This is a genomic window from Microbulbifer sp. TB1203, from assembly GCF_030997045.1.
GTDB lineage: Bacteria > Pseudomonadota > Gammaproteobacteria > Pseudomonadales > Cellvibrionaceae > Microbulbifer.
This window is the reverse complement of record NZ_CP116899.1, coordinates 730,550-744,162: the sequence shown is the minus strand read 5'-3', so window position 1 is coordinate 744,162 and position 13,613 is coordinate 730,550. Positions and strand designations below refer to the sequence as shown.

General features: G+C 62.6%; 11 protein-coding genes. 2 read left to right on the top strand and 9 right to left on the bottom strand.

Annotation, left to right across the window (positions count from 1 at the left end):
• The first annotated feature begins 130 nt into the window (after positions 1-130).
• Complete coding sequence (locus tag PP263_RS03185; protein WP_308366928.1) at positions 131-2,968, top strand: response regulator; 2,838 nt, start codon at positions 131-133, stop codon at positions 2,966-2,968.
• Between the two features lie 188 nt (positions 2,969-3,156).
• Here PP263_RS03185 and acpS read toward each other — a convergent pair whose 3' ends face one another.
• The 8 genes from acpS to PP263_RS03145 all read right to left on the bottom strand — a co-directional run bounded on the left by acpS (position 3,157) and on the right by PP263_RS03145 (position 11,001).
• Complete coding sequence (gene acpS, locus PP263_RS03180) at positions 3,157-3,543, bottom strand: holo-ACP synthase (protein ID WP_308366927.1); 387 nt, start codon at positions 3,541-3,543, stop codon at positions 3,157-3,159.
• A complete protein-coding gene (recO, locus tag PP263_RS03175; RefSeq protein ID WP_308366926.1) occupies positions 3,533-4,285 on the bottom strand; it encodes a DNA repair protein RecO in 753 nt (250 codons plus the stop codon). Before recO ends, acpS begins: the two co-directional genes overlap by 11 nt.
• Positions 4,286-4,336: 51 nt before the next feature.
• A complete protein-coding gene (gene era, locus PP263_RS03170) occupies positions 4,337-5,236 on the bottom strand; it encodes a GTPase Era (protein ID WP_308366925.1) in 900 nt (299 codons plus the stop codon).
• Positions 5,237-5,357: 121 nt separating this feature from the next.
• Complete coding sequence (gene rnc / locus PP263_RS03165) at positions 5,358-6,038, bottom strand: ribonuclease III (RefSeq protein ID WP_308366924.1); 681 nt, start codon at positions 6,036-6,038, stop codon at positions 5,358-5,360.
• Entirely contained in the window at positions 6,031-6,471 is a 441-nt protein-coding gene (locus PP263_RS03160; RefSeq protein WP_308366923.1) for a DUF4845 domain-containing protein, read from the bottom strand. The genes rnc and PP263_RS03160 overlap by 8 nt, the downstream gene beginning before the upstream one ends.
• A 30-nt stretch (positions 6,472-6,501) precedes the next feature.
• Positions 6,502-7,281, bottom strand: a complete 780-nt coding sequence (lepB, locus tag PP263_RS03155) for a signal peptidase I (protein WP_308366922.1) — start codon at positions 7,279-7,281, stop codon at positions 6,502-6,504.
• Between the two features lie 257 nt (positions 7,282-7,538).
• A complete protein-coding gene (gene lepA, locus PP263_RS03150) occupies positions 7,539-9,344 on the bottom strand; it encodes a translation elongation factor 4 (protein ID WP_308366921.1) in 1,806 nt (601 codons plus the stop codon).
• Positions 9,345-9,612: 268 nt separating this feature from the next.
• Positions 9,613-11,001 (bottom strand): DegQ family serine endoprotease, encoded by a 1,389-nt coding sequence (locus tag PP263_RS03145; protein WP_308366920.1) that lies wholly within the window; start codon positions 10,999-11,001, stop codon positions 9,613-9,615.
• A gap of 175 nt (positions 11,002-11,176) precedes the next feature.
• Between PP263_RS03145 and mpaA the strand changes: the two genes are divergently transcribed.
• Positions 11,177-11,881, top strand: coding sequence for a murein tripeptide amidase MpaA (mpaA, locus tag PP263_RS03140; RefSeq protein WP_308366919.1), 705 nt, complete (start codon positions 11,177-11,179; stop codon positions 11,879-11,881).
• A gap of 55 nt (positions 11,882-11,936) precedes the next feature.
• Here mpaA and PP263_RS03135 read toward each other — a convergent pair whose 3' ends face one another.
• Positions 11,937-13,535, bottom strand: coding sequence for an MFS transporter (locus PP263_RS03135; RefSeq protein ID WP_308366918.1), 1,599 nt, complete (start codon positions 13,533-13,535; stop codon positions 11,937-11,939).
• Between the last annotated feature and the right edge of the window lie 78 nt (positions 13,536-13,613).

The window sequence follows — 13,613 nt, the reverse complement described above, 5'->3', positions numbered from 1 at the left end:
ATTCAAACCTCAACGGAAGACAATGATCAGCGATCAGTGAACAGTTATCAATGAACCGTGACCAGACATTGATCATTGGTGGTCAATCGCTGATCATGGCGGCTGTTAACGAATAACCGATAACTGACCCATGGTACAGGATCCGCCCCCCCGCCTGCGCTCACTGCGCGCGATCGTGTTCCGCTTTGCCCTGGCGCCGGCACTGCTGCTGGCCCTGGTACTGGGCATACTGTTCAGCCTGCAGCAGCTTCACGAGCGCCGCCAGCTGCTGCTGAGCCACGGCCGCGCCAGCGCGGAGCAACTGGCATCGCTGATCCAGCTGAGCGGCAGCCAGCCGTCGGAACTGCGCAAGGAATGGCTGCACCAGAGCCTGCTGACGCTGATGCTGGAAAAGGACATGGTGCGCTCGGTGCACATCTACACCACCGATGCCGTCAAGGGAGTCCCCCTGAACGACGACAGCGGACTGCGGCTGCTGGCCGGCGTGGGCCCCCGTCCACGCGCCACCGTCAGCGCCGCCGAGCTGCACGGCCGCGCGCCTTTCATCTACGAGAAATCCGGCAGCCTTCAGGTGCTGCAGCCCCTGGAGGGAGATCCGCTCAGCTGCTGGCTGAGCATCGAATTGCACCGCCCCTACTTTATCGTCGGCACCTACCAGGTGGTGGTGGTACTACTGCTGGGACTGATCGTGTGCACCCTGGCAGCGCTGATGTGGTCGGTGTTCCTGTCCGAGCGCTTCGCCCGCTCCCTGGCGCGGCTGCGGGAGACACTCTCGGCCATCGGCGACGGCCGCTTCGCCGCCCGCGCCGGCGAGAGCTACAACCGCGAGCTGCACCAACTGGCGGAGCAGGTCAACGAGATGGCGGCGAACCTCGCCAACCACCAGCGGGATTACAAATCCAGCCTGCATCAGTCCATGGAAGACCTCCGGCAATCTCTGGACAGCATGGAAGAGCAGAACATCGAACTGGACCTGGCGCGCAAGAAAGCACTGGAGGCCAGCCAGGTAAAATCCGCTTTCCTCGCCAATACCAGCCACGAAATCCGCACACCGCTGAACGGCATCATCGGTTTTACCAACCTGCTTTTGAAAACCGATGTGGACGAATTGCAGCAGGACTACCTGCAGACCATCCTGCGCTCGTCGGAAAGTCTGCTCACCACGATCAACGATATCCTGGACTTCTCGCGCATCGAGTCCGGCAACCTGGTGCTCGACCATATTCCCATGGACCTCGGGCAACTGCTGGAGGAAACCCTGCAGATACTGGCGCCCTTCGCCTATGAACACCAGTTGGAACTGGTACCACTGATCGACAACCAATTGCCCACTACGCTGATCGGCGACCCATTGCGTATCAAGCAGATACTCACCAACCTCGTGGGCAGTGCGGTGCGCAGTTCCGAGAACGGCGATATCCCGGTGCGCATCAGTGTGCAGAGCGCCAGGGAGTCGGAACTGATGGTGCGCATCAGCGTCACCGACCTCGGCAATCGCATCGACGAACAGGGCCGCCGGGAACTGCGCCAGTTGGTTGAGCACAGCACCCGGCGGCACAGCCAGCAGATCAGCAGCAGCGGCCTGGGCCTGGCGATCGCGCGCAGCCTGATCCAGCGCATGCGCGGCAGTATCGGTATCGATGAAGTCGCCGGCAGGGGCTCGACCTTCTGGGTACACCTGCCCCTGCTGTTGGAACGCAACCGCGCCGGGCCGGTGCGCGACCAGTTTCCGGGCGCCCGCCTGCTGGTCGCAGACCCCAACAATATGACCCGCTTGCAGGTGGCGCAGTTGCTCAGGCACTGGCAGGTGGAAGCGATAGAGCTGGCGGATACCAAAACCCTGCAGCCGGCGGTGGAGCAGATGTGGCGCCACGACTCGCAGCCGGATGCGGTGATCATCGATACCGCCATCGCCGGTGGCGATTTCGAACGGTTCGTGGGTACGGTGCAGCAGTTGGTGGATACCTACCAATGCCGGGTCATTCTGCAGGGTTCACCGGTGGAACTGCGCCGCTGCTATGAACAGTTGCGCACTCGGGTCCTGACCTTTCTGCGCAAGCCGGTGACCCGCGACAACCTGCTGCGTGCCCTGCGCCGCGCCGCGCCACAATCGGGCCAGGCGCCGCGCATTACCGGCAGCCAACCCGCCCTGCCCTGGCCCGCCGCGCCGCGGGTGCTGGCGGTGGACGACCACAGGGCCAACCGCCTGCTGGTAGGGGAGCTCCTGCGCGCCCAGGGCGTGGACGCCACCGTGGCAGCGAGCGGCGAAGAGGCATTGCAACTCTGGCGACAGAGGGAATTCGATCTGATCTTTATGGATATCCAGATGCCGGATATGGACGGCATCGCCGCCACCCGCCGGATTCGCGAAGAAGAAAAAAGCCAGGGGAAGAGCGACAAGCGCATTCCGATCATCGCGCTCACCGCCCACGCCGGCGCCGAGGAAAAGGCCCGCCTGCTCTCCGCGGGAATGGACGACTACCTCAGCAAGCCGGTCAGCGAGGCGCAGCTAAGCAATATGATCAAGCGCTGGATGAAAATCCTGGCACCGGCGATGCCCGCCCCGGGACGCGAGCGGAGCCCGCGCCCGGTGGACATCAGCGAGAGCCTGGGCCTCAGCAACAACAACGCCAAACTGGCCCGCGACATGCTGCAGATGCTGCTCGATGGGCTGATGGTCGACGAACAGGAATTGAAGCGCCTGCAGGCCGAGGGGGATCACAAGGGGTTGTTCGAGCTGGTACACCGCCTGCACGGCGCCTGCTGTTATTGCGGTGTGCCGCGGCTACGGGAGGCCACCGCGAAATTGCAGGAACAGCTGCGCCCGCTGCAGGAGGAGGAAGAGGCGGAGGTCGACGGACGAAGCCTGGAGGCCACGGCGCGGGAAATCCGCGCACTGCACGACTGGGGCCAGGAGCAGGACCTGGACGCGTTGTTCGGCCTGGTGGCGAGGGAGGCGCAGGCGTAGATACTCTGCGATTTCAAATCCATTTCTTATTGACTCGTCATACCGGCGCAGGCCGGTATCCAGTCTGATAGCGTCTGGGTTCCGGTACCGGATCGGGTCCGGCATGACGTTCCTGTCCCGGAACGAGGAAAGTACGGTGTGGGCGGGCCTGCGGCCCGCTTGCCGAGCTGGAGCTCGGCGCTCCCAGGCTAACCGTTCTCGAAAACCACAAACGCCAGGGCAAAGTCCTTTTCGTCGGACAGGGTCAAGTGAATCCCGGTCACTCCCATCCGCTCCGCGCGCGCCTGCGCCTCCCCGCTCAGGATCACCTGCGGCGCTTCACCCCGGCGCCGGCGCACTTCGATATGCTGCCAGGAAATACCCGCACCGATCCCGGTACCCAGCGCCTTGCCCAGCGCCTCCTTGGCGGCGAAGCGCTTGCACAGGTAGGCGGCGCGGTTGGGGATCGCCAGTGCGGCAAAGGCCTCCCGCTCCCCCGGCGACAGCACCCGCTCCACGAAGCGGTCGCCAAAGCGTCGCCAGGCGGCCTCGATACGGGTCAGACTGCAGATATCCGTGCCGATACTAACGATCATCGTTTTTGTAGACCTGTTTGAACAATTCGCGGCTCTGCAGCGGCTTTTCCCCGAGCAGGGGCGCCAGCAGCAGCCGGGTCAGTCGCTTCGCCGGGGCCAGCAGCGCCCGGTCGAATTCACCACTGTGCCGGGCCCGTTCCAGGGCCTGCAGATCCGCGCCGGAAAATTCACCCACAGCCTGCCGGCCGCCCTGCCGGAAAACCGGCACAAAGCCGGTTTCATTTTCCAGCCGGTAATTGCCGTCGGCGGTAACCGCTTCCTGGCTGTGGGCACAGTAATCCAGCTGCGGGCAGCTGCCGAGTTCGTATAACAGCTGCAGTTCGAAACGTCGCAAAGGCGCCTCCAACTGCTCCGCGCTTTCCCCAGCCACTTCCGCCAGCCCTTGCAACAGGGTCTGGTAGCAGGCGAAAACCCCATATTGGGCCTCCCCCACCGCCAGCAGGCGCACCAGCAGCTCGTTGGCATAGAGCCCCGCGTAAACCGCCCGCCCGCGAAGCCAGAGCGCGCTGCCGGCACTCTCCACCGGACCCAGGGTTTTCAGTTCGCCGCGGCCCAGCAGGGAGATGAGCAGCGGGGCAAAAGGCTGCAGCGACTGCCGCCGGCGCTGCTTGTCCCGCCGCGCGCCGCGGGCCACACAGCCGATGCGGCCGAATTCCGGGGTGAGCAGCTCCAGGATCAGGCTGGAATCCCGGTAGGGCCGGGAGTGGAGGATGTAGGCGGGTTGCAGCGGCTGGTGTCTCATGTCTTTTCGAAGTCGGGAATCAATCGCGCAGCGCGGATCCCCGCACTCCGGTCAGTCGTCTTTGTAACCCAGGCTGCGCAGGGCGCGCTCGTCGTCGGACCAGCCAGATTTAACTTTCACCCAAAGATTGAGCATCACCTTGCTATCGAACAGCCGCTCCATGTCCTGACGCGCCTGGCTGCCGATCTGTTTTATGCGCTCGCCCTTGTTGCCGATAATAATGCGTTTCTGCCCGGCGCGCTCCACCAGGATCGCGGCGCTGATATGCAGGGTACTGCCCTCCTGGGCGAACTCCTCCACTTCCACGGTGACCTGGTAGGGCACCTCGGCGCCCAGTTGGCGCATGATCTTCTCGCGCACGATTTCCGCGGCGAGAAAGCGCGAGCTGCGGTCGGTGATCTGGTCCTCGGGGAAGAAGTGCCGGCCCTCCGGCAGGTGCTGCATGATCACTTTCTCGAGCGCGTCCAGGTTGGTGCCCCGCAGGGCGGAGATGGGCACAATTTCCGCCCGCGGATGCTGTTCCGCCAGGGCCTGCAGCTGCGGCAGCAGTTCGCCCTTGTCTTCCAACTGGTCCACCTTGTTGACGGCGATCACCAGCGGGGTCTTGAGGCCCCGCAGCCTGTCCGCCACCAGTTGGTCCCCCTCGGTCCAGCGGGTGCGCTCCACCACGAACACCACCACATCCACATCCCGCGCGGCGCTCGCCGCGGCGCGGTTCATATAGCGGTTGATGGCCTTGTCCGCATCGGCGTGCAGGCCCGGAGTATCGACGAAAATGATCTGGTTCGGCCCCTCGGTCTTGATCCCCAGCATATTGTGTCGGGTGGTCTGCGGTTTGCGCGAGGTGATCGCCAGTTTCTGCCCCAACAGGTGGTTCAGCAGGGTGGACTTGCCCACGTTGGGGCGGCCGACGATGGCGACATAGCCGCAGCGGGAGGGTTGTTCGCTCAAAAAAAATTCTCCGAAAGGTTTTGCCTGGGTCTGTGATTCTAGAAACCTGCGGGCGGCCCTGCTACCAGGGGCTTCGCATCAAAGGCTTAGGCTCTACCCGGGTCCCGACAAAATTGTAGGATCAGTTTCGTCCGGTCAGGCGGTTATAGGCTTCGGTGGCCGCGGCTTTTTCCGCCGCGCGGCGGCTGCCGGCCTCGCCGCGCACCGGTTTGTTCAGGCCGCTCACCTTGCACTCCACGACAAAGCGCTGGGCGTGCTCGGCGCCGGCAATATCCGCCACCGTGTACTCCGGCAGCGGGCGCCCGCGCGCCTGCAGCCATTCCTGCAGCTGTGTCTTGGGGTCCTTGGCGGTCTCCAGGGACAGGCTCTGCAGCCGCGGGGCGAACCAGGCCAGTACCCGCTCGCGCGCGGCCTCCAGGCCGGCGTCCAGGTAGATGGCGCCGATCAGCGCCTCCACGGCGTCGGCGAGTATCGAGGCGCGGCGGTGGCCGCCGCTTTTCATCTCTCCCTCCCCGAGGCGCAGACAATCGCCCAGCTCCATCTCCCGCGCCAGTTGCGCCAGGGTCTCCCCGCTCACCAACTGCGCGCGCAGGCGGCTGAGCTGGCCTTCGCGGCCCTTGGGGAACTGTTCGAACAGGGCGGCGCCGATAGTGAAGCCGAGAATGGAGTCGCCGAGGAATTCCAGCCGCTCGTTATTGCGGCTGCCGTGGGAGCGGTGGGTCAGCGCCAGTTCCAGCAGGTCCCGACGCTCAAAGGTATGGCCGAGCCGCTTGCACAGGCGCTCGAGTGAAAGGTCAGTCACGTTTACTGAATTGCTCCAGGTCTACCAGCGGCTTGCAGCAGAGTTCCGGCTTGGCCGTGTTGAGCTGCTTGTCGAATCTCATCACTACATCGATGTTGTAGATCAACGGCTGGCGCAATTCGTAGTCGATACTCACCAGCATACTGTCGGCGCCGCGAACAATCTTTACCGCCTTGGTGGGTTCACCGCGCACATTGTTGATCAGGAAAAAACGATCCAGCTCTTTTTTGATATCCCCCCGGCTCATGTCCCTGAGTTCGGCGTTTTCCGCCAGCTTCCTGAGCCCCTCATCGACGTAGTAGGCGTCGATATAGGCCGGCCCCATTTTCGATACACAGGTCAGGATAAAGCCGAATACCGCCACCACCAGCAGCCAGCCCCAGTAACTCATACCGCGCTGGTTGCGAAGGGAAGAAAAGTCATACCCACCCATGGATTTGCCCTCGATTTTTATTGTCGGTTTTTACTCGATGCTGCCCACCCGGCTAAAGCTGGGCAGGCTCAGCAGTTTGTCCCAGTGCATCCAAATGGCGAAGGCTTTGCCCACCACGTCGCGCTCCGGCACGAAACCCCAGGCGCGGCCGTCCAGGCTGTTGTCGCGGTTGTCGCCTATCATCAGGTAGTGCCCTTCCGGCACAACGCCGTGATAGTTGCTGTAGGGACTGGCGGGAATGCGCTTGGCCATCAGGTGGCGGCGGCCGTAGATTTCCTCCCACAGTACTTCCAGCTCCGGGTCGCCCGGTGGCAGCGCCTGGATCAATTCCTGGGGGGCGCGCTCGCCGTTGATATACAGCACATTGTTTTCGATGCGCACTTCGTCTCCCGGCAGCCCGATCACCCGCTTGATAAAGTAGGTGTCGTTCATGTGCGGCGGGAAGAACACCATCACATCGCCTCGCTCCGGCTCGCCGATATCCACCACCTTGGTGCGCGATACCGGCAGACGCAGGCCGTAGGCGTATTTGTTCACCAGGATGAAATCCCCGATCTCCAGGGTGGGCCACATGGACGCCGAAGGGATCTGGAAGGGCTCCACCAGGAAGGAGCGCAGCACAAAAACGATCGCCAGCACCGGGAAGAAGGACTTGGCATACTCCACCACTACCGGTTCCGCGGCGGCCTGGCCTTTGCCCTCGCCCCGCTTCTGCTTGCGGCGACGGGCCAGAAACAGGCTGTCAAACAGCCAGATAGCACCGGTGATTACCACCAGCCAGAGCAGGATAAGTGGAAAATTAATATCCATATCGGTCTCAAATAATCAATTAACAACGATCAATTGACAATAAACATGAACCCATGACCAGAAAATTGATCATTGATTAATTGTTTATCGGTCACCTGAATCCGTGACTTCAGGGCGGATGCAGAGTACAAGATATTGGCGTCACAGTGGATTTTCCGAGGGAGTGGCGTATCCGAGATTACGGCCGACTGAGGAAAATTCGCTGTGGCGTCAAGAGCTTATGCTCTGCGCCGTCATGAAGTCGCGGATTCAGGTGGTCATTGATCCACCTTCAGCACCGCCAGGAACGCCTCCTGCGGCACCTCCACGCGACCCAGCTGCTTCATGCGCCGCTTGCCCGCTTTCTGCTTTTCCAGCAGCTTTTTCTTGCGCGTGACGTCGCCGCCGTAACACTTGGCGGTGACGTTCTTGCGCAGCGCCTTGACCGTGGTGCGGGCGATCACCTGGCCGCCGATCGCCGCCTGGATGGCCACGTCGAACATCTGCCGCGGGATCAGCTCTTTCATTTTGTCCGCCATGGCTCGGCCTTTCTGCTGGGCGTGCTCCCGGTGCACGATCAGCGCCAGGGCATCCACCCGGTCGCCGTTGATCAGGATATCCAGTCGCACCAGTTTTGCCGGGTCGAAGCGCACAAAATTGTAATCCAGCGAGGCGAAGCCACGGCTCACGGATTTGAGACGGTCGAAAAAGTCCATTACCACCTCGCTCATGGGCAGTTCGTAGCGCAGCGACACCTGGCTGCCCGCGTACTGCATGTCCTTCTGCAGCCCGCGCTTCTCCACACACAGGGTGATTACGTTGCCCAGATGCTCCTGGGGCACCAGGATATTGGCCTCGACGATGGGCTCGCGCATCTCGGCGATATTACCCGGGTCCGGCAGTCGCGAGGGGTTGTCCACCGAGATGACCTCACCGTCGGTCATCTCCACCTCGTACACCACCGTGGGCGCGGTTGTAATCAGGTCCAGGTCGTATTCCCGCTCCAGGCGCTCCTGGATGATCTCCATGTGCAGCATGCCGAGGAAACCACAGCGGAAACCGAAGCCCAGGGCATCGGAGGTCTCCGGTTCGTAGAACAGCGAGGCGTCGTTCAGGGACAGCTTGTCCAGCGCATCGCGGAACGCCTCGTAGTCGTCGGAGCTGACCGGGAAGAGGCCCGCGTAAACCTGCGGCTTGACCTTCTGGAAGCCCGGCAGCATGGATACCTCCTCGGCACCCTTGGCGTGGGTCAGGGTATCGCCCACCGGCGCGCCGTGAATATCCTTGATCCCGGCCACCACAAAGCCCACCTCGCCGGCGCGCAGCACGCCGGTCTCTTTGCGCTTGGGGGTAAACACGCCCACGCTGTCCACCACATGGGCGCGACCGATGGACTTGGTGACAATTTTATCCTTGCTGCGCAGTGTGCCCTGCATCACCCGCACCAGGGAGACCACACCCAGATAGCTGTCGAACCAGGAATCGATGATCAGCGCCTGCAGGGGCGCGTCCACGTCCCCCTGCGGCGGCGGCACCAGGCGCACCAGATCCTCCAGCACGTCCTCCACGCCGAGGCCGGACTTGGCGCTGCAGCGGGTGGCCTCGGTGGCGTCGAGACCAATGATGTCCTCGATCTCTTCCGCCACCCGGTCCGGATCCGCCTGGGGCAGGTCCATCTTGTTCAGCACCGGGATCACTTCCAGGCCCTGCTCGATGGCGGTGTAGCAGTTGGCTACTGATTGCGCCTCCACCCCCTGGGCGGCGTCCACCACCAGCAGCGCGCCCTCGCAGGCCGCCAGGGAGCGGGACACCTCGTAGGAGAAGTCCACATGCCCCGGGGTGTCGATAAAGTTCAGCTGGTAGGTTTTGCCGTCCCGCGCGGTGTAGTCCAGGGTCACGCTCTGGGCTTTGATGGTGATGCCCCGCTCCCGCTCCAGATCCATGGAATCCAGGACCTGTTCAGCCATCTCGCGGGCGGTGAGACCGCCGCAGACCTGGATAAAGCGGTCCGCCAGGGTGGATTTGCCGTGGTCGATATGGGCAATGATGGAGAAATTGCGGATACGGGAGAGATCTGAGGCCACAGGAAAGTAGAAATCCTTGCAAAATCAATTTGTTAGCCAGCATCAGAGCCGGCAGCGTGGCGCAAGTCTATCAGGAAAAATGCGGAATGATGAATGCGGAATGATGAATGATGAATGCGGAATGCGGAATGGCTCTCCGGCACCCAGCACCGGCTGTGCACCAATTCCGCATTCATGAAGTGCGTCCCTGCACTTCACCCGCTTCGCGGGCAGCCTTCGGCTGTGCAAATCTGCTCCCGGCAGATTTGTCCGCATTCCGAATTCCGCATTAATTCTCATCAATCTGGATGGTGCGGAAGGTTGGCTGACCGGCGCGGAAGAAGCGTATTGGCAGCAGTTCGCCCTCGGGCAGTTCCTTGACCACCTTCTCGTAGTCTTCCATGTTCTCCACCTCATCGAACCCCAACTGGGCCACAATGTCGCCGCTGCGCAGCCCCGCCTTGGCGCCGGGCTTGCCCGGCACCACCTGCTTCACCAGGACGCCGGTGTCCACGCTCCAGCGCTGCTTGAGCGTATCGGGAATCTCGCTGACCACCAGGCCGAGGCGGCCGCCCACGTCGGGCGAGGAGGTCAGCTCGACTTCCTCGGCCCCTTCCAGCGCACCCACCTTGACCCGTACTTTCTTGCGCTCACCTTCGCGCATCAGTTCCACCGACACTTCTCTGCCGGGGGGAGTCTGTCCCACGATGTGGGGCAGATCGCCGACCACAATGATATCCTGGCCGTCGAAGCGGGTGATGATATCGCCCACGCGAATGCCTGCCTCCGCCGCCGGCGAGCCGGACTCAACCTGCGCCACCAGGGCGCCACTGGGCTTGCCCAGCCCCATGGCCTTGGCCAGATTCCGGTCCACATCCTGGATACCCACGCCCAGCCGGCCGCGGTCCACCCGGCCCTTCTCCCTGAGCTGCGCCACTACATCGCGGGCCAGGCTGGAGGGGATGGCGAATGACAGCCCGATGGAGCCGCCGCTGCGGGTGTAGATCTGGGAGTTGATGCCCACCACCTGGCCGTCCATGTTAAACAGCGGCCCACCGGAATTGCCGGGGTTGATGGCCACATCGGTCTGGATGAAGGGCACGTAGTTCTCGCGGCTCTCATTGGGGATGCTGCGGCCCATGGCGCTGACGATACCGGCACTGGCGGAGTAGTCGAGACCGAAGGGAGAGCCGATGGCAACCACCCATTCACCCACTTTCAGGTCGTCCGAATCCCCCCAGCCGACCGTTGGCAGGTCTTCGGCGTCGATCTTCAGCAGTGCCAGGTCGGAGCGCTGGTCGGTACCGATGACTTTGGCTTCGTACTCCCGGCGGTCAGTCAGGGTCACGACCACTTCGTCCGCGCCGTCCACCACATGGTTGTTGGTCACCACATAGCCGTCTTTGGAGATAATGAAACCGGAGCCCATGCTCGCCACCGGGCGCTGCTCGCGGCGGCGAGGTTCGAGGAGGTGCCGGAAGATGTCCGGAATCTCCTGCTGGTACTGGGGCGGCAGGCCGCCGCCATTCACACGGCTGCGTTCCATGGTGTTGATCTTCACCACCGCCGGGGAGTTCTGTTCGATCAGACCGGTCAGTTCCGGTAGCTCCCGGGCACAGGCAGATGCCGATATCAAGAGGCAGAGAGTCAACAAAAACTGCGTACAGCGTGTAACCATAAGTTTGTTACCCCTAATTATCCCTTCTAATATGCAATGAGTGTGTTCAGGATACCGCCCCGCAAGGGTTGCGCCCAGAAGTTATATGGGCAGTGGGGCGGCGTTCAACAAACAGTTAGTGGCGATTTCGCCGCAAAAGTTCTCTGCCCAGTGTAAAACAATGTTAAGGGAAGCCATGGCCCCACTGCGCCCCCGCACCGAACGCGGCCACTTCTGCCACCCCCGACTGCAGTACGGGCGCTCCGAACTGGGCGCCCCACTGCTCTACTTTCCCGCCCAGAGCGGCAATCCCCACGGCATGGTAATGGCCGGCACCCACGGAGACGAAGTGGCGGCGGTAGTGGCTCTGTCCTGCGCCCTCCGCACCTTGCCACCGGGACAACTGCGCCACCACGTGATATTGGCGGTGAACCCGGACGGCTGCCAGTTGGGGCTGCGCGCCAACGCCCGCGGGGTGGACCTGAACCGCAACTTTGCCACCGGCAACTGGCAGGGAATGGAGAGTGTCTATCGCTGGAACAGCGTCGCGGAAGAGCGCGATGTGCGCCTGAGTACCGGCAGCGTGGCGGGTTCGGAAGCGGAGACCAAGGCCCTGTGTCAGTTGATCGACCAGTTGCAGCCGGCCTGGATAGTGACTATCCACGAGCCGCTGGCCTGCGTGGAGGATCCGGAGGGCAGCGCCCTGGGGCAGTGGCTGGCGAGTCGGATGCAGCTGCCCCTGGTGGAGAATGTGGGCTACCCGACTCCCGGCTCCTTCAGCAGCTGGTGCGACGAACGCAAATTGCCCTGCATCACCCTGGAATTTCCACCGGTTTCCGCCGATGCGGCCAGCGAGGACTATCTCGACGTCCTCATCCAACTGCTGAGTAGGAAGGAATAGATCAGATTTCGGGAGAGAGCGGACCAATACCCCGCCGCCATTCAGGGCAAGTCGATCATACCGGCGCAGCCCCGGCCCTGCGCGACATCAGCAGCTGTATGTCCTCCAGGCGCAGGCCGCGGGTATCTATCCCCTTCCTGTACAGAACGGCGGCCGCCGCGGCCAGGGGCAAGGCGATAACCAGCGCCGAGACCGCCATATCCTCGAACAGTCCCAGCACCCCTACCGCCGCACCAAGAATGCCGCCGGCCTTGGAACTCGCCGCCACCAGTCCGGCACCCGTGCCGCGCAGGTGTACCGGGTAAATCTCCGCAGCATAGGGGATCAGCATTGCGATCACGCCACTGGCACTGACCAGCAGCAGAGCGATCATCGCCGAAATTGCGGGAGCGGAGTGGAACCCCAGGGACGTACACAGGCAGAACAGCAGCAGGGAGGCCGCCGTGAGGGCGACAAACAGCGCCAGGGTATAGATGCTGCTCCAGCGGTGGTAGAGCCAAATCACAAGCAGCACACCCGGCAGGGCAAGAAGCGCCGACCCCGCCAGCAGGGTATCGGCCTCACCAGCGAGGCCGATACCGCGCAGGTTTGTGGGCAGCCACAGGAGAAAACCGAAGTTCACCAGCCCCCAGGCGAGGCCCGACGCGACCAGGCCGAAAGTGATCCCCGCATAGGGTCCGCTGAAAAGCTGGCGGGCACTCGCCTTGGCAGGTGGATGTAGCGCCTCTTCCTCCACCAGCCCGCCGGTGTCCCGATGCGAAGTGCCGGCGAAGCGCGTCAACACACTGCGCGCTTCGGCTATCCGGCCTCGAGTGGCCAGGTAACGGGGAGATTCGGGAATAAAGCGGTTCAGGAAAATCAATACCAAACCACTCGGCAATCCCAACATCCACAAGATACGCCAACTGAACAATGGCTCAAGCAGTGCCGCCGCGCCGGATGCGAGCAGGTAGCCGGCAGCCGTACCCACTCCCCCCAGCGCCACCAGCAACCAGCCCCGGTGCGCCGCAGGGACTGACTCCGCCATCAGCGCAAAAGTGATGGGCAGCAGCCCTCCCGCGGACAGGCCCATCAGAAAACACATGATCAGGTTCCAGGAGAACGAGGGCATGGCACCACAGATAGCGGTGCCGATAAACATCAAAGCGCTCAGCAATACCGCCGCCCTCCTGCCGGACAGGTCCGACAACAGCCCCCATAACACAGAACCCAGAGTGGTACCGGTGAGCGCTACCAGCGCCAGGGTGCCGGCGCTCTGCGCACTTATTCCATACTCCTCAGTCATGCCTGGCATGACAAAACCCAGGGTGGCGGGCTTCATGACATCCACCGCCACCGCTACCGCCAGTACCGCTACCAGCTTCCAGTGCTCGCTGTTGAGAGGAACAGTGTCGGCCACATGAAACTGCACACCGCCCGCCCCATCCGCAGAGGACATCCGGGGCATCAGTCCATAGCCGGCCAGCAGCAGGCCCAAGGGTATAAGCCCCATGCCGACCAGCATGGTGACATCCATGGGCATACCCGCCATGTGGTAACCCATAGGTGCCGCGTGTACAAACATCGGGATATGCGCGAGCACGCCGGCGGTAATACCTATGCAACCGAGCCAGAAGGCAACAGGATGGTGAAAGGAGAGTCCACGGGAGTTCATCGGGTTACAGTCCTATACTGTTGCCTATCTACATGCCTCTCCTGCCTTATACACACTTCTTTCGGGACAGGAAAGATC